Source organism: Xenorhabdus sp. KJ12.1 (assembly GCF_963876495.1).
Taxonomy (GTDB): Bacteria; Pseudomonadota; Gammaproteobacteria; order Enterobacterales; family Enterobacteriaceae; genus Xenorhabdus; species Xenorhabdus stockiae.
The window spans coordinates 1-15,780 of the sequence record NZ_CAWNQH010000069.1 but is presented as its reverse complement, the minus strand read 5'-3'; the positions used below and the strand labels follow the sequence as shown (position 1 = coordinate 15,780).

The following is a 15,780-nucleotide window of genomic DNA, read 5'->3' as shown; positions in this document are numbered from 1 at the left end:
TACGAATGAAGCCTTCTATTGTCGCTAAACTGGAAGCATTGCAAGAACGCCATGAAGAAGTACTGGCTCACCTCGGTGATGCCGAAGTGATCGCTGATCAAGAGCGTTTCCGTGCATTATCAAAGGAATATGCTCAACTTACCGATGTAACTAGCTGTTTCAAATCCTGGAAAACAATTCAGGATGACTTACAGACAGCCGAGATGATGCTTGATGATCCTGAAATGAGGGAAATGGCGCAGGAAGAACTCAAGGACGCAAAAATTCGTAATGAAGAGTTGGAGCAGCAACTCCAGTTATTGCTGTTACCAAAAGATCTGGATGATGAGCGCAACTGTTTTCTCGAAGTTCGTGCGGGAACCGGTGGTGATGAAGCGGCAATATTTGCCGGAGATCTGTTCCGCATGTATAGCCGTTACGCCGAATCTCGTCGTTGGAAAGTAGAGATTATGAGTGCCAACGAAGGGGAACATGGCGGTTACAAAGAGGTTATCGCGAAAGTTTCTGGTGAGCAGGTTTATGGGCATTTGAAATTTGAATCAGGCGGTCATCGTGTTCAACGTGTGCCGGAAACAGAATCTCAGGGTCGTATCCATACTTCAGCCTGTACAGTAGCGGTATTGCCGGAAATCCCGGAAGCTGAATTGCCGGAAATCAGCTCAGCAGACCTGAAAATTGATACCTTCCGTTCTTCCGGTGCGGGTGGTCAGCACGTTAATACCACCGACTCCGCGATCCGAATTACCCATATTCCTACCGGAATTGTGGTGGAATGTCAGGACGAACGTTCGCAACATAAAAATAAAGCTAAAGCATTATCTGTATTGGGTGCCCGTATTCGTGCTGCTGAAATGCAGAAGCGTCAGGAAGCTGAAGCCTCTGAGCGCCGCAACCTGCTTGGTTCCGGTGACCGTTCAGATCGCAACCGGACTTATAACTTCCCGCAAGGGCGAGTGACTGACCACCGCATCAACCTGACGCTATACCGCCTTGATGAAGTCATGGAAGGCAAACTGGATATGTTGATCCAGCCAATCATTACCGAATATCAGGCTGACCAGTTATCTGCACTGTCAGAGCAGGATTAATGAACTATCAACATTGGCTGCAATACGCAGCGGCTCAGTTATCTGATAATTTGCCTGCTGGTAGCAGCCCTAAGCGAGAGGCGGAGATCCTGTTGGGGCATGTGACAGGTCGCTCCCGTACCTACCTGATAGCATTTAGTGAAACGTCCATTTCAGGAGAAGAATCCCTTCAGCTTGATGGCTTACTGGTTCGCCGACTGAAAGGTGAACCAATCGCTTATATTGTCGGTGAGAAAGAGTTCTGGTCATTACCACTCGCAGTCTCACCCGCAACCCTGATCCCGCGACCTGACACGGAGTGTCTGGTGGAAAAAGCGCTTGAATTGTTGCCGGAAACGCCGGCACAAATCCTCGATCTTGGCACGGGAACGGGCGCGATCGCTCTGGCACTGGCAACTGAAAGGCGTGATTGCCATGTCACGGGGGTCGATATTAATCCTGAAGCAGTCATACTGGCAAAAAACAATGTTGAAAAGATCAATATTGGAAAAGTCAATGGACAAGAAGCCATTCACAATGTGAATTTTTTACAAAGTGAGTGGTTTTCTGCAGTGGGTGACAGACAATTTGATATGATTGTCAGTAATCCCCCGTATATAGATGAGAATGACCCTCACCTGAAAGAAGGGGATGTTAGGTTTGAACCGGCCACTGCATTGATTGCCGCACAAAATGGTTTGGCGGATTTACAGGCAATAGTGGAACAGGCCCGCCATTTTCTATTACCGAATGGATGGCTGTTATTGGAGCATGGCTGGAAACAGGGAGCAGTTGTCAGGAACCTGTTTTTAGAGAAGGGTTATCATCAGATAGCGACTTTTCAGGATTATGGTGGTAATGAACGTATCACGGTAGGTCGATGGAATAAAAATGAAACCCATAACTAATTATGAATTCAATGATGCTCCCCTGATTGACGGTATTATTCTGGTATCAAAGGCTATTCGCCCTGATTTCCCTCAGGCATTAGTGTCAGAGCAGTTAACTGCGTTAGTCGAAGAAGCACAGCAGGCACTTTTTTCAATCAATGGCCATAAAGAAAAACTGCAATCATTACTGACACTTTTTTATCAGGAGTGGAAGTTTGGTGGAGCAAATGGGGTGTACTGTCTATCGGATACTCTATGGCTGGATAGTGTAATTGTTTCCCGTCAGGGTGCACCGGTTGCACTGGGTGCGCTATTTGTGCATATCGCTCAGATGTTGGATATTCCTATAACGCCGGTAATATTTCCGACCCAGTTGATATTACGTATTGATTTGCCTGATCAACCTGCCTGGTTTATTAACCCCATGAATGGGGAAACGCTTAATGAACATATCCTTGATGTCTGGCTGAAAGGTAACATTGGCCCGACTGTCCGGCTGGAAAAGAAAGACTTACAGGAAGCCGATAACAGCAGCTTAGTACGCAAAATCACTGATACGATCAAAGTTTCTCTGATGGAAGAAAAAAAGATGGAACTGGCACTCAAAGCCAGTGAAGTGGTGCTGATGTTTGATCCGGATGACCCGTATGAAATCCGTGATCGTGGGCTTATTTATGCCCAGCTTGATTGTGATCATATTGCGGTTTCAGATCTGAGTTACTTTGTAGAACATTGTCCTGAAGACCCTATCTCAGAGATGATAAAAATGCAGATTAATTCTATAGATAGAGAACGCCGAACCATAGTGCTGCACTGACCTTACTACCGTATTGGTAGTCAGGTATTAAGCGGATGGTGGCAGAGTTACTCACACCTGATTTGGTGTTTTATTAAAATTTTTTACCCTTAACAACAGAAGGTATAAGCATGCAACAGAAAGTGGTTAATATTGGTGATATCAGGGTCGCAAATGATCTGCCATTTGTGTTGTTTGGTGGCATGAATGTCCTGGAATCACGGGATTTGGCCATGAAGATTTGTGAACACTATGTCACGGTGACACAAAAACTGGGCATTCCTTATGTTTTTAAAGCCTCTTTTGATAAGGCTAACCGCTCTTCTATCCGTTCTTACCGTGGCCCGGGCCTTGAAGAGGGAATGAAAATTTTTCAGGAACTGAAACAAACCTTCGGCGTAAAAATTATTACTGATGTACACGAACCCGCGCAAGCACAACCTGTAGCTGAAGTGGTTGATGTTATCCAACTTCCTGCTTTTCTTGCTCGCCAGACCGATCTGGTGGAAGCGATGGCGAAAACGGGTGCAGTGATTAATGTTAAAAAACCCCAGTTTGTCAGCCCGGGGCAAATGGGCAATATCGTCGAGAAATTCAAAGAAGGCGGTAATGATCAGGTGATTTTGTGTGACCGTGGCAGCAACTTCGGTTATGACAATCTGGTTGTAGATATGCTGGGCTTTGGTGTGATGCAACAGGCAACCAACGGTTCACCGATCATTTTCGATGTGACTCATGCTTTACAGTGCCGTGATCCATTCGGTGCAGCTTCCGGCGGACGCCGCGGGCAGGTTGCTGAACTGGCTCGTGCGGGAATGGCTGTGGGTATCGCAGGTTTATTCCTCGAAGCACATCCAGACCCGGAAAATGCAAAATGTGACGGCCCATCTGCTCTGCCACTGGCAAAATTGGAAGCATTCCTGATGCAGATGAAAGCCATTGATGATGTAGTGAAAAGCTTTCCTGAGCTGGATACCAGTAAATAATTCTTGAGCTGGTCGGATGTATTGCTGAAATTGCGGTTGCAGATAAATATATACCCAATGGATTTCAAGTTGCATCGCGGCGGCAAGGGAGTTCATCCCCGGGAGCATAGATAACTATGTGACCGGGGTGAGTGAGCGCAGCCAACAAAGAGGCAACTTGAAAGACGAAGGGTATACCTTGTAACCGCATATTTTAATTATTGATGGGAGGCTTTATCCAGTGAGACACAAATTTCAGGTGGATATTCCACTTTCATCTCTTTTAATGCCTTAGGTAAAGTCGCATAAAAACTGAGTTGCCCTGCAATGGGTGTGACTTTAGCTCTTGCCAGTGTTTTCAAAGGTTGGAAGGGGATATCACAGACAACAACCTGTTTCGACTCTTTAGCCATCTCGCGAACAAAACTCTGAAAAGCATGTAACCCGCCTGCATCCAGTACAGGAACCGCATCCCACTGCATAATGATGTTTTGATATTCAGCACTTTCTTCTTTTAATTCAGTAAAAATGCGCTCCGCAGCTGCAAAGAAAAGTGGCCCGTTAATCCGAACAACCAAGAATCCTTTCTCAGCATCTGTTATGGCAGAAGTGCTGATACGGGTCATATTGGCGATTTTACGCATAAACAGTAGTGATGCCAGAACGATGCCTACAGTAATTGCGATCACCATATCAAACAGAACGGTCAATGACATGCATAGCAGCATCACAATAATGTCATCTCTGGGTGCATGGCGAATTAAATCCACCACTTTATGGGCTTCACTCATATTCCAGGCCACAATCAGTAAAATAGCGGACATTGCAGCTAACGGTAAGTACGAAAGCATGGGGGCCAGAAGCAGTAAAGTTAATAACACCAATAAAGAGTGAATCACTGTGGCGACAGGGGAGGTTGCTCCGGCTCGCACATTAGCTGCAGAACGGGCAATAGCGGCGGTGGCTGTGATACCACCAAAGAAGGGTGCAGCAATATTGCCTAAGCCTTGCCCGACCAACTCACTGTTGGAATGATGTTTTTTTCCTGTCATACCATCAAGAATGACCGCACACAGTAAAGATTCAATCGCGCCTAACATAGCCATTGAAAATGCAGCAGGCATTAATGCGGAAATTGTATTCCAGCTAATATCGAAAGAAGGAGAATTCGGTAAATTCCACGGCAATACAAACTGAGGCAGGATTGGCGGAATGCCCTGACCTTGTGTTCCATCCTCCAGCGTATAACTGAATGAAGAGCCGATAGTAGCTACATCATGCCCCAGCAGATGCATTATTCCCATAATAGCCGTTCCGGCAGCTAAAGCAGGTAAGTGACCCGGTAACTTTAATCCCAGTTTGGGCCAGAAGATTAATATCAGAAGGGTAGTCAAGCCAATAATTGTGTCACTAAAATGAAATGAAGGAATTGCCTGAGAGAGAGTAATGACTTTATCGATATAGTTTTCCGGAACTTCGCTGATTTGCAAGCCAAAGAAATTTTGTATCTGCATGGTGGCAATCGTGATAGCAATGCCGGAAGTGAACCCAAGGGTTACAGAAAGCGGAATGTATTCGATAAGGCGACCCAGACGAGCCAGACCCATAACAATCAGGATAACACCGGACATGAGTGTCGCTATCAATAGGCCACTCAGGCCAAATTGTTGTGATACCGGATAGAGAATGACGACAAAGGCGGCAGTCGGCCCGGATACGCTATAACGTGAACCGCCGGTAATGGCGATAACGATACCGGCGATTGCTGCGGTATAAAGACCATACTGCGGTGCCACTCCACTCCCTATAGCCAGAGCCATTGCCAGAGGAATAGCGATAATACCCACAGTGATACCAGCAATGATATCTTTGATAAAACGGGAGAAAGAGTAAGATTCTTTCCAGCAAGCGTCAATAAATGCGCTAAAAATCCGTATTCCATTGATTTTTTTAGTATTCATTTCATGTAAGACCTAAGAATAAAAGATCCATTTATACACTTTGTCATTCAAGTTGCTTGCCGCCGCGATGTATCTTGAAGTCCATTGTGTATAGTGGATTGAAATAAGAAACAGAGATAAGGATATCGCTTTAGTTACCTAATAAAGGTGTTATACGTCAAAAAGTTACCTGATAGGTTAGCGTTGAATAAATAAAAATCAAACGAATGCTGTTTTTGATGATATTGTTTTGAGATCAGAGATGATGAATTTTTAAATGTAGATTTATTGACAGATAGCAACATGAGGTACTATTTTTATATGTAATTACTATTTTTGGTAACGATCAAGATTAGTGAATAAAAAATTATAAATCAATAAGTTGTTCAAATTTCCTGTATCAGTACAAAAGTATTAATGGCGAACGCTATAAGACTGGCCATTATATGTGAGTGACTTATTAATATAAGAGACTTTTAGCTTAATAACAGGTTAATTATATTTTTATAATGGTTAAATTTAAAAAATTCTTTATGGATTGAAGTAATTGTTTGATAATGGTAGGAGGAGTGTTTTATGGGCTTAATAAATAAAATATTTATATTAATAGTCATAGTATTATCATTTTCATCATTATCTGGCATAGCAGCAGATGATATGGATGATAACCCGTTATCTGAAAATGATATAAGATCCTCTGTTGTCGGATTATTTTATGATTTGGATCGTAATCCTTATAATCCTGTAGTAGGGTATGGCAGTGTAATGCGATATATATTGCCTGATCCTCTTTTATTTATACGTTACATTTATCCGCCGGAGGGGCATGTTGATATTTATATAGCACCACTTATGCGCCGCGCTGTAAATTATTGGAATAATGTATTAGGTGTACATTTCACTATTGCTGAAGGGCATGTTGGGGGGCCTTCAAATTTCGTGGTACAAACTATGTTGCCCACTATGTTAGATACCAGTCATAGTGACTATTACTTGGGGGATTTAGAAGCGTTCACGATTTTTCCTTATTCGAGACAATACGAAGAAGATCGATTTGATTATGGTATTACGTCATCAGGAATATATATGGCACCAGAAATCGAAGTATCTTCTTTACTTTTCACTACCTGGATAGAAACTATGGGGCTCGATCATTCTTTTAGAGAGTATGCAGAGCTTCATACATATACAATTCTACTTCATGAGATTGGTCATGCTCTAGGATTAGTACATCCTGAAGATTTAATTCGTGGAAGAAGAAACACTGTTACAGATACGAGTCCGGGACATTCTAGAAGGCATCAATACGTCGAATATTCGGTTATCAATCAGCATCATGTACCGATAATGCTTATAAGTTCAGTGGCTTTTCTACTAAGTTTGCATAACCAAATTGGTGAAGACTTAAACTTTAATAATATTGTTGTATCTAGTGAGGAAAGAAGATTGGTGGAAAACCAGGTTTCTATGATTTGTCTTCCAAGACAGATTCAAAATAATGCCAAAATATCTTCTAGTAAAAAAAATGATGAATGTAATTATCATGGAGTTTACCCTGTAGCAAAAATGATAGTGCCAATTATGTCTATATTAAATTAACGAAGGTCTTAATTTATCATTATGAAAATTTTTAATAAAATAATATGAGCCAGTGAATACTGGCTCATATTATTTTCAACGATAAACACGCTTAGCAATTGAAACGGAAAAGATACCCCAGTTATCTGTTAACTGGTATAACTTCTCAAATCCGGCCGCTTCCACCAATGCATCCATTTCACCTTGTGTGCGACGTCGCATGATCCACGGTTCATTTTCTCGGTGGCTTGAAAGAACACGAGCAATAATTTCAAGCTGCGGATGCCACGGCTGGCTGGTATATATCAGATAACCATTTTCTGTAATAGCTTCAGCAAGCCCGTGTAGGGAATTTCTGACCAGATTATTATCAGAAAATAATTCGTAGAGGCCTGAAACAATTCCCAGTGTTGGCGCGGGTGTTATTGAGGCTATGCTATCAGCATCAAAAGCATTTCCGATAACAAACTGAATCTTTTCTGACAAATGGCGTTCTTCAATATAAGCCTGCCCCTGACGTACATTAATATCGCTATAATCTCTCAATAAAACAGAATCAACTTTACTGAACTCATTGATGGCATCGAGAACATAGCGCCCATGCCCGGCAGCAATATCCACAATATGTACTGGCATTTTTTGTTCATGCAAACAACGAATGGCCTGTCGGATCAGCGTTTCGATATGAATTTTACGTTGCCGTATACCACGCCAGCCAATGCTGTTCAGGTAGTGTTTATCCAGCAGTCTCCCCCAAATTCCCTGACCTTGTGGCTGATCACGGTAGATATAATCCAGTGTAGAACCCGAATCAAATCCTGTTGTAAGACCCAGCCGTATTCCTTCTGAAGCCTTACCTAAGTGACTTTTCATGGCCTTACGCATTAATTTATAAGCGAGGTTTTTGGCACTGAAATGAGGAAGAGAGGTACTGAGTGCACGAAACTCATCGGCGGAGTAGCTCCAGATATCTTGTTGCTCATAGTTATGCTGGTAACGTGGAATAGCAAAAATACGTTCCAGAAAAAGCCGGATCTTATCAAAAATAAGGTGTCGATCTTTTTCACCCAGCGTATCGTGATAGAAACCTGCCATGACATGTTTCTCTTTTATTGGGCTACTTAATTGCTGGTAGAACTGGTGCTGTGGTTTTGAATTCACAACATAATCACTGCCTGAAATGAATAATTGAGTAGGAAGTGTGATCGCGGCGGCATCTTTAACGACACGTTCTGAGGTTTGATAAAGCTCCAGCAAGATATTGACTGCAATCTCACGGGTAATCAGTGGATCGTTATTATAAGACGCAATACGGGTTTCATCGTGAGTTAAAAATTTCGCTTTTACATAGGAATTGACGAAGAAAATTCCGCGAATCTTCTGCATCAACTGCAATCCCTGCGTAGCGAAAGGAATATATAATTTAATATCAAAAGCCGGAGCAGCAAGGATCATCGCCCGGATTTTCGGCGCATAATCATGTACCCAAGCGGACACTAATACAGCGCCGACACTCTGACCAATCACTACGATATTTTCCATCGCAATATCATATTTAGCGGCAATAAACCGGACAAATTCATCTACATCACGAATTGATGTGCCGACTGACGGACTATAGCCACGTGCTCCTTTTGTCTGACCATGACCACGGGCATCCCACGCAAAGACAGCAAAATCAGGCAGATTGAGTTCATCAACAATATGCTGAACGCGTCCGGAGTGTTCATGACCACGGTGAAAAATAATAATCGCTTTTTCTGCTTTGATTTGTTGCTGTGGCCAGTGACGATAAAACAGAGATACATCATCAGATGTAGTGAAGTAGTGTTCTTCAGCAATACGTTGTTTGAATAGCTGTGTCATTATGGGGCCTTATCTGGATTGGGATTGTTCAATTTGCCTGATCTCGTACAGGGCTTTGACAACCCGCTGATAGCAAGTCATTACAAGTAAGATAGCGATAAAAGGAAACAGGTAACTACTCCAATTTAAAGCCGAAGGAAAAATGGCAATAATCAACCCATAAGTGCCAAAAACAAAAGCGCGATCACTTTTTCCCATTGGGCCATCATAGCGTCGTGATGCGCCGATGGTTTGTGCTAATACACCAATAAACTCAGTCAAAATGGTAAGAAATAGAATAATCAGTAAACTGATATTGCTGACACCGGGTAAAAAACAGAAGGGAAGATAGAGGGCAACATCAGAAATAATATCTCCTAACTCATTATAAATAGCACCTAAATGAGATTTTTGGTTATGTTCCCGCGCCAGCATTCCATCAATTGCATTCAGTGCCATACGAATAAATAGAAAAACAGGCAGTATCCAATATAGGGAAGGTGTGGGAAGTAAACTTAATAATAAACCGATAAAAAGTGATAAAAACAGAGCGGATAATGTGACTTGATTGGCTGTATATCCCAGATGATGAAGACGAATGACGATAGGCCGTAACAGGTTCTGAAAACGGGGTTTTAGATCATATATAGTCATTATTTCCCTAGATCCGTTAGAGGTAAAAATATCAGTGTTATTAATGTACCATGTGATGTCAAATATTATGTGTAGAAAAACATACTGATATGCTATTCATTTTCCAGGTTACTTTTCAGTGAGTAATCACCATTATTCCCTGCCGTGTATAAGTCACCAAAACCAGTTTAAGTATCACTATTATGGTGACTACTGGTATGGTGGTACCTATTTTCTTTGTTGTACACGCTCTGTCAGAGATACGGCGGCTTATTCGGATGCTTTGGCAGGAGTACTTCCGGATGAGCCTTACACACCTCCGACCCCGGATTTACCATGGTTAGAACTGTCAGAGCGTGATACGGGAAAATTACACATTAGGTTTACTGTTTCACCGCCAAATGGACAGATTCAGTGTTTGCCTATCCTTTCAATATTTCTGGTCAGCTAGCTATTTCATTGCCACTTGGCTGGAGTGATAGGGTATTTCTATTGGTATACAGCTTGTCGGGCGTTATAAAAACGGGCTATTTTATGGATCTCTCGGCGTATATATTTACCAAGATCCCTTCAGATTCATTTGAGTCCACTTCAGTAGTTATCCTATGATTTAATGAATAAATAAATTGGATGAGGATGGAACATTGTCCAGAGCGCAGCGTCTGTTATCTTTGATTGAAATATTACGTAGCTATCATTTTCCTGTGCAGGGAAAAGTATTAGCCCAGAAGATGAATATTAGCTTAAGAACGCTTTATCGGGATATTGCCACTTTACAGGAGCAGGGAGCGATTATTGAGGGGGAACCGGGGGTGGGGTATGTCTTAAGGCCCGGTTTTGTATTGCCGCCATTGATGTTTACCCAGAATGAAATCGAAGCGCTGGCATTAGGTGCCAATTGGGTGGCGAAACGTGCAGATCCACAATTGAGGGAAGCGGCAAAGGGTATTGTCAATAAAATTGCAGCGGTTATCCCAACAGAATTGAAGCAACTTCTGGAGAGCAGTTCTTTGTTAGTTGGGCCTGCTGCGGCCGCTACTCAGCCCGTGATCGATATTTCATCAATCCGGCAAGCAATTCGTGCCAGACGTAAAGTTACTTTGACTTACCGGGACTTAAAAGAACAGGATTCTGAAAGAACTATCTGGCCATTCGCATTAGGGTATTTTGAAAATGTCAGTATTGTGATTGGTTGGTGTGAATTACGTGGAGAATTCCGCCATTTTCGGTCTGACAGAATCTTGAGTCTGCATGTTGAAAAACAGTGTTACCCCCGATCAAGGCAATCCTTACTGAAAGAGTGGAGAGAATTTAAGAAAATACCTCACTGATTAAGTCAGGCTACTGACAGAAACTGTCACTCAGTGTTGATACCTTACAGCTATTCTAATAGCACATACAATAGTTGGAGGTATTTTATGCTCGTTCTGTCTTTTTCTATCCCAGTAAACGCTGAACCATCGCATATTTGGGCTCATTATGTTGATTTTGAGTTAAGGAAGAAATGGGAAACTGATCTTGAGTCTTTGCAATTTGAAGGTGAGGTAAAAACTGGGCAATACGGCAGAATGGTGTTGAGGGGAAAGCCAGAAATTCGATTCTACCTTTCAAATATTGAAATCAATAAAGAATTCACTGATCAGGTTAGTCTTCCACATATAGGAACTTTACTTTTTTCTCACCAAATTATCCCACGTGAAAGCAATATGGAATATTTGATTAAGGCAACGGTATCACTTATGCCTGATTCGAATGTGCCTGCTATTCAGGTTCAGAATTTCTTTAAACAAGTCACACATGATTTAGTTGAAACAGTATTAAGGCTGAAAGCTACTGTTGAAACCTATTAAATATGAAAAATATTGATCAGGGAAAATTGAATTACATCAGTCTCTTATTTAAATACAAATAAAAATTTTGATAAAATTAATATGAGGTTAATATGGAAACAATAACTGCTAAACCTAATCTTCAGCTTGTCTATGTTTCTGATATAGAGCGTTCGACATCCTTTTATACAAAAATATTTAATTCTGAACCGGTTTTTGCTGGCCAACGTTACGTTGCATTTTCTGCTGGTGCTGAAGCTTTATTTTCCATTTGGTCAGGGGGTACGAAACCTGATTTAAATACTCCCCGATTTTCCGAAATTGGCATCATGTTACCAAATAGCGAAGATATCGATAAATTATTTGTAAAATGGCAACAGGAACTAAAAGTTAAAGTATTACAGGAGCCTCATACTGAAGTATTTGGCCGGACGTTTGTTATTGAAGATCCTGACGGTCATATGATTCGCGTTTGTTTATTGGATTAAGATGACAAAATAGAAAGCCCATTGAGGAACAATTATAATAAGAGTCTATATGGTTAGGCTCTTTTAAAAGTAATAGGACTCAGTGAGGAAAGATATGTCAATCCTGATGATTATCAAAGATACACCGGTATGGGTTTGGATCTTATTTGTTTTTTTGGTTCTCCGTGGCATTAAAGCATTAGATGACAGGGAAATGACGGTGAGTCGTCTATTTTTATTGCCAATCGTGTTTTTTATCTGGGCAGTTTATGTTGTACTACATGAAACGGTTTTTCAGGCTTCGGCATTATTAGCGCTTGTTGTGGGGATATTGGCAGGTATTGCAATAGGCTGGAAATTATGGAGTACTCAGCCCCGCTTAAGAAAAAAGCCTGACAGCGATTTGATTATCCGTTCAGGTACTCCTTTAACCTTGATTTTTATTCTGATTATATTTTGCGTTAAATTCATTATTTCCGCCTCGGCAGCAATACATCCAGCGCTAACACACTCTTTTAGCTTCAATTTATTATTTGGTTTTGCCAGTGGTTTGTTAGATGGTATTTTCTGGGGTGGAACACTGAATCTCTACATTCCTTATTATAAGGATCGGCAGAAACGAAGAGTTGAATGAGAATAAAAGGGGGAATTTTAACCAGGATAAAATAAAAAAGCCCCGTTATTTTAACGAGGCATCATATCTTTATAAGTTATTCAACTGATATTAAATAATGGCGGTGAGGGAGGGATTCGAACCCTCGATACGTTTTCACGTATACACACTTTCCAGGCGTGCTCCTTCAACCACTCGGACACCTCACCGTTTTCTAATTTTTCAGTTGATTACAAAATATGGCGGTGAGGGAGGGATTCGAACCCTCGATACACTTTCGCGTATACACACTTTCCAGGCGTGCTCCTTCAACCACTCGGACACCTCACCATATTTTGTCATTTCAGCGATTCTGTTTGTATTCGTCGCTGCAACGGGGCGCTACTATAGGGAAAAGCAGCGCAGGCGTCAACAGGCTTATCACGATTTTTTCGTGCTTTTTGATTGATTAGACAAATAAAAAACAATTTGCATACGTGATAAGCATTTATAGCACTTTTGCAGTTGTTTTTAATCAAGGCTCTGATAGTTTTTTGTAATTTAGGGTACTGATGCTAAGCGCCGGGCAGCTTCAACAACAGAAGCCCGACGTCTTGCATGTTCTTGCTGGCTATCTGAGCCAGTGAGCATACGTGCTACCTGAGGGACTGCTGACCACCATCCGGCTAGGGACAATATCAAGAATGCCAGATGGTCGGGAGCCAGAGCCTGTGTGATTGTTCGCCCGGCGGTTTTACTTCTGTCATGCGCGCATATTACGCTGTTGTTATCATTTGTCGCCATGTATATAGCATTAGGCCCCCATTTATGGGAGTTGGGACTGACGCCGGATAAAGTAATTTTACTGCGCTTAATTGGATTACCGGGTATGTTTGCGGCACTGTTGGTGGGTGTATTAGCTAGCAGAATTAGTATGCCTGCAATTGCTATCATTGGTTATATTACTGCTGCTGTCGGGTTGTCACTGGAAGCTATATTGTCACAATCCCTGACTGGCATTGCCATTGGTAGTCTGGTTTTTGTTATCGGTATCGCCCTTGCTATTCCTGCGATGATCACGCAGTTTGGTTCGCTATCAGCGCCCAATCGAGGTGCTGGAATGGCGCTTAATGGATTCATTCTATTTATTGGGGCCAGTATCGGGCCATTAATTGCGGCAGAAATATCTCACTTTGGCATATTACTATCTGTGTTTGTCGTCATACTTCTTTTGGGGGCCATCTGCGTGGCGGGTAGCGCGTCACTTACTGCAATGCTGAAAAGACCATAAAGATAGCATTATTGCTAAAATAATCTTCATTACATGAAAGTCAGCAGAAATATAAATTGATTCAATTCAATTGAATAGTGGATATTGGTGAGCGAATGGACGACATTCAGCTATGTTTTTCTTGACATTTCACCTTTCGGCAATAGTTTTAATCTATTAAAAAATAAAAAGGGATAAGATTATATGAATATCATTTTTTTTAGTCCTGCGTCTGATGCCGATAAGTGGGTTCAAGGAATAACTGAACGTTTACCTGATGCTAAAGTGAGAAAGTGGGCTAAGGGTGATAACGCTCCCGCAGACTATGCTCTCGTTTGGCATCCTCCCTATGAAATGTTGACTGAGCGCTCAGATCTTAAGGGAATATTTTCTCTGGGCGCAGGTGTTGATTCTATTCTCCAGAAAGAGTTGGAAAACCCCGGAGCTTTGCCAGCTAATGTCCCGTTAATCCGCCTAGAAGATACGGGGATGGGGTATCAGATGCAGGAGTATGCAGTGAGTGCGGTGTTACATTATTTCCGGCGAATGGACGAGTATAAACGTAATCAGGAGCAGCGCATTTGGCAGCCATTATCTCCTCACGATCGAAAAGAATTTGTTATCGGTGTACTGGGTGCCGGGGTTTTAGGGCGCTGTGTGATTGAGAAATTAACAGAGTTTAATTTTACGGTACGGTGTTGGAGTAGGACTCCAAAACAACTTACCGGCGTTGAAAATTTTTATGGTGAAGAGCAATTTGGAGAGTTCCTTTCTGACTGTAAGGTATTAATTAACTTACTTCCCAGCACGTCTGAAACCTGTGGTGTGTTAAACTTTTCGGCATTTAGTCAATTAAAAGAGGGTTCATATATCATCAACATAGCGAGAGGTTCTCATCTTGTTGAACAGGATTTACTGACTGCCATTGATAAAGGATATGTTGCCGGCGCAACACTTGATGTCTTCGCTGAAGAGCCGCTGTCAAATATGCACCCATTCTGGACTCATCCCCGTATCACTATTACGCCGCATATTGCTGCAAACACCATTCCGGAACAGGCTATGGATGCCATTTGTAATAATATCCGTCGGATGGAGCAGGGACAAACACCAACTGGCCTTGTGGATATATCGCTTGGCTATTAATAAGCTGCTTTACAGCATGGCGGATGATTAGCAAAATAACGCCATTTGGATGAGTCGTTATTTTAAATTATTGGGATTTAATGAAGTCATGAATGAATTTTCGATTGTCTGCCGCATTTTAGGCACCCTATTTAACCGCGCACCGCAAGATCCTATGTTACAGCCTCTGATGAACATGATTGCTGAAGGTAAATTAAAGCAGGCATGGCCTTTAGAACAGGATGAGTTATTGGTTCGCCTACAACAAAATAGCGATTTATCTCTAATAGAATCAGACTATCAGGCGTTGTTTGTCGGGCAGTCGGCTAAAGTTGCCATTTGCCGCTCTGATTATACTGATGGAACAGAAAATGAAGTGCGTCATTTCCTGAGCGAGCGGGGTATGCCATTATCTGATACAGCAGCCGATCAGTTTGGCTCTTTATTGCTGGCTGCGTCATGGTTGGAAGATCAGGCGGCAGAAGATGAAGTTCAGGCTCAGATAACATTATTCGATAAATATTTATTGCCGTGGTGTGGGCAGTTCCTTGGAAAAGTTGAAGCTCACGCTGTCAGTGGTTTTTATCGGACTCTGGCTATGATTACCCGTGAAGCATTACAGGCACTACGTGAGGAGCTGGAAGCGGAGTGACGTTGTCACTTAGCCGAGGCTAAGTGGATTGATTATGGCTTTAGCCAGTTTAAGTCGCGTTAGCGTCTTAAACATAAAACCACCCGCTTTGCGGGTGGAGTTCAAAGGTTATACCAAGAAAAACACCTTTC

General features: G+C 42.1%; 16 protein-coding genes and 2 tRNA genes. 12 read left to right on the top strand and 6 right to left on the bottom strand.

The annotated features are described in order from the left end of the window. The first annotated feature begins 5 nt into the window (after window positions 1-5). The 4 genes from prfA (at window position 6) to kdsA (ending at window position 3,739) form a co-directional block, all read left to right on the top strand. Window positions 6-1,088, top strand: coding sequence for a peptide chain release factor 1 (prfA, locus tag AACS92_RS10680; protein WP_099111195.1), 1,083 nt, complete (start codon window positions 6-8; stop codon window positions 1,086-1,088). Continuing rightward, entirely contained in the window at window positions 1,088-1,975 is an 888-nt protein-coding gene (prmC, locus tag AACS92_RS10675; protein WP_099111194.1) for a peptide chain release factor N(5)-glutamine methyltransferase, read from the top strand. The genes prfA and prmC overlap by 1 nt, the downstream gene beginning before the upstream one ends. Beyond that, window positions 1,959-2,774 carry an invasion regulator SirB1 gene (sirB1, locus tag AACS92_RS10670; RefSeq protein ID WP_099111193.1) on the top strand — a complete coding sequence of 272 codons (816 nt, stop codon included), beginning with the start codon at window positions 1,959-1,961 and terminating at the stop codon, window positions 2,772-2,774. Before prmC ends, sirB1 begins: the two co-directional genes overlap by 17 nt. 110 nt (window positions 2,775-2,884) lie before the next feature. After that, window positions 2,885-3,739, top strand: a complete 855-nt coding sequence (gene kdsA, locus AACS92_RS10665; protein ID WP_099111192.1) for a 3-deoxy-8-phosphooctulonate synthase — start codon at window positions 2,885-2,887, stop codon at window positions 3,737-3,739. 197 nt (window positions 3,740-3,936) lie between these two features. Here kdsA and dauA read toward each other — a convergent pair whose 3' ends face one another. Continuing rightward, window positions 3,937-5,679, bottom strand: a complete 1,743-nt coding sequence (dauA, locus tag AACS92_RS10660; RefSeq protein ID WP_099111191.1) for a C4-dicarboxylic acid transporter DauA — start codon at window positions 5,677-5,679, stop codon at window positions 3,937-3,939. A gap of 555 nt (window positions 5,680-6,234) precedes the next feature. On the opposite strand from dauA, the gene AACS92_RS10655 reads away from it, so the two are divergent. Further along, on the top strand, window positions 6,235-7,257 hold the full coding sequence (locus AACS92_RS10655; protein ID WP_099111190.1) for a hypothetical protein: 1,023 nt from the start codon (window positions 6,235-6,237) through the stop codon (window positions 7,255-7,257). A 75-nt stretch (window positions 7,258-7,332) separates the two neighbouring features. On the opposite strand, the gene AACS92_RS10650 is transcribed toward AACS92_RS10655, so the two are convergent. Next, the gene (locus AACS92_RS10650) at window positions 7,333-9,102 is read right to left on the bottom strand and encodes a bifunctional alpha/beta hydrolase/class I SAM-dependent methyltransferase (RefSeq protein ID WP_099111189.1); all 1,770 of its coding nucleotides are present in this window, start codon (window positions 9,100-9,102) and stop codon (window positions 7,333-7,335) included. Window positions 9,103-9,111: 9 nt separating this feature from the next. Beyond that, entirely contained in the window at window positions 9,112-9,735 is a 624-nt protein-coding gene (locus tag AACS92_RS10645) for a CDP-alcohol phosphatidyltransferase family protein (protein ID WP_099111188.1), read from the bottom strand. Between the two features lie 623 nt (window positions 9,736-10,358). Between AACS92_RS10645 and AACS92_RS10640 the strand changes: the two genes are divergently transcribed. The 4 genes from AACS92_RS10640 (at window position 10,359) to AACS92_RS10625 (ending at window position 12,644) form a co-directional block, all read left to right on the top strand. After that, on the top strand, window positions 10,359-11,045 hold the full coding sequence (locus AACS92_RS10640) for a helix-turn-helix transcriptional regulator (RefSeq protein ID WP_099111216.1): 687 nt from the start codon (window positions 10,359-10,361) through the stop codon (window positions 11,043-11,045). An 87-nt stretch (window positions 11,046-11,132) separates the two neighbouring features. After that, entirely contained in the window at window positions 11,133-11,564 is a 432-nt protein-coding gene (locus AACS92_RS10635; protein WP_099111187.1) for a polyketide cyclase, read from the top strand. Between the two features lie 92 nt (window positions 11,565-11,656). Further along, window positions 11,657-12,031 (top strand): VOC family protein, encoded by a 375-nt coding sequence (locus AACS92_RS10630; RefSeq protein WP_099111186.1) that lies wholly within the window; start codon window positions 11,657-11,659, stop codon window positions 12,029-12,031. Window positions 12,032-12,125: 94 nt separating this feature from the next. Further along, window positions 12,126-12,644 carry a DUF6622 family protein gene (locus AACS92_RS10625; RefSeq protein ID WP_099111185.1) on the top strand — a complete coding sequence of 173 codons (519 nt, stop codon included), beginning with the start codon at window positions 12,126-12,128 and terminating at the stop codon, window positions 12,642-12,644. A 98-nt stretch (window positions 12,645-12,742) separates the two neighbouring features. Here the strand turns inward: AACS92_RS10625 and AACS92_RS10620 are convergent. The 3 genes from AACS92_RS10620 to AACS92_RS10610 all read right to left on the bottom strand — a co-directional run bounded on the left by AACS92_RS10620 (window position 12,743) and on the right by AACS92_RS10610 (window position 13,406). Then, window positions 12,743-12,832, bottom strand: a tRNA-Ser gene (locus AACS92_RS10620). A gap of 31 nt (window positions 12,833-12,863) precedes the next feature. Continuing rightward, a tRNA-Ser gene (locus AACS92_RS10615) sits at window positions 12,864-12,953 on the bottom strand. A gap of 210 nt (window positions 12,954-13,163) precedes the next feature. After that, window positions 13,164-13,406 carry a hypothetical protein gene (locus AACS92_RS10610; RefSeq protein ID WP_241537994.1) on the bottom strand — a complete coding sequence of 81 codons (243 nt, stop codon included), beginning with the start codon at window positions 13,404-13,406 and terminating at the stop codon, window positions 13,164-13,166. Here AACS92_RS10610 and AACS92_RS10605 point away from each other — a divergent pair. The 3 genes from AACS92_RS10605 to AACS92_RS10595 all read left to right on the top strand — a co-directional run bounded on the left by AACS92_RS10605 (window position 13,405) and on the right by AACS92_RS10595 (window position 15,649). Beyond that, window positions 13,405-13,893, top strand: coding sequence for a hypothetical protein (locus tag AACS92_RS10605; RefSeq protein ID WP_099111184.1), 489 nt, complete (start codon window positions 13,405-13,407; stop codon window positions 13,891-13,893). The genes AACS92_RS10610 and AACS92_RS10605 overlap by 2 nt on opposite strands. A 183-nt stretch (window positions 13,894-14,076) precedes the next feature. Beyond that, window positions 14,077-15,018 carry a glyoxylate/hydroxypyruvate reductase GhrA gene (ghrA, locus tag AACS92_RS10600; protein ID WP_099111183.1) on the top strand — a complete coding sequence of 314 codons (942 nt, stop codon included), beginning with the start codon at window positions 14,077-14,079 and terminating at the stop codon, window positions 15,016-15,018. Window positions 15,019-15,106: 88 nt separating this feature from the next. Next, window positions 15,107-15,649: a TorD/DmsD family molecular chaperone gene (locus AACS92_RS10595; RefSeq protein WP_099111215.1), complete on the top strand. Its 543-nt coding sequence runs from the start codon at window positions 15,107-15,109 to the stop codon at window positions 15,647-15,649. Window positions 15,650-15,780 lie beyond the last annotated feature (131 nt).

What these genes read in the sequence shown, in the direction of transcription:
- AACS92_RS10655 (WP_099111190.1), top strand. Translation starts at nt 6,235, where the DNA reads ATGGGCTTAATAAATAAAATATTTATATTAATAGTCATAGTATTATCA.
- AACS92_RS10595 (WP_099111215.1), top strand. Translation starts at nt 15,107, where the DNA reads ATGAATGAATTTTCGATTGTCTGCCGCATTTTAGGCACCCTATTTAAC.
- AACS92_RS10645 (WP_099111188.1), bottom strand. Translation starts at nt 9,735, where the DNA reads ATGACTATATATGATCTAAAACCCCGTTTTCAGAACCTGTTACGGCCT.
- AACS92_RS10610 (WP_241537994.1), bottom strand. Translation starts at nt 13,406, where the DNA reads ATGGCGACAAATGATAACAACAGCGTAATATGCGCGCATGACAGAAGT.
- prfA (WP_099111195.1), top strand. Translation starts at nt 6, where the DNA reads ATGAAGCCTTCTATTGTCGCTAAACTGGAAGCATTGCAAGAACGCCAT.
- AACS92_RS10635 (WP_099111187.1), top strand. Translation starts at nt 11,133, where the DNA reads ATGCTCGTTCTGTCTTTTTCTATCCCAGTAAACGCTGAACCATCGCAT.
- AACS92_RS10605 (WP_099111184.1), top strand. Translation starts at nt 13,405, where the DNA reads ATGTATATAGCATTAGGCCCCCATTTATGGGAGTTGGGACTGACGCCG.
- dauA (WP_099111191.1), bottom strand. Translation starts at nt 5,679, where the DNA reads ATGAATACTAAAAAAATCAATGGAATACGGATTTTTAGCGCATTTATT.
- ghrA (WP_099111183.1), top strand. Translation starts at nt 14,077, where the DNA reads ATGAATATCATTTTTTTTAGTCCTGCGTCTGATGCCGATAAGTGGGTT.
- kdsA (WP_099111192.1), top strand. Translation starts at nt 2,885, where the DNA reads ATGCAACAGAAAGTGGTTAATATTGGTGATATCAGGGTCGCAAATGAT.
- sirB1 (WP_099111193.1), top strand. Translation starts at nt 1,959, where the DNA reads ATGAAACCCATAACTAATTATGAATTCAATGATGCTCCCCTGATTGAC.
- AACS92_RS10650 (WP_099111189.1), bottom strand. Translation starts at nt 9,102, where the DNA reads ATGACACAGCTATTCAAACAACGTATTGCTGAAGAACACTACTTCACT.
- AACS92_RS10630 (WP_099111186.1), top strand. Translation starts at nt 11,657, where the DNA reads ATGGAAACAATAACTGCTAAACCTAATCTTCAGCTTGTCTATGTTTCT.
- prmC (WP_099111194.1), top strand. Translation starts at nt 1,088, where the DNA reads ATGAACTATCAACATTGGCTGCAATACGCAGCGGCTCAGTTATCTGAT.
- AACS92_RS10625 (WP_099111185.1), top strand. Translation starts at nt 12,126, where the DNA reads ATGTCAATCCTGATGATTATCAAAGATACACCGGTATGGGTTTGGATC.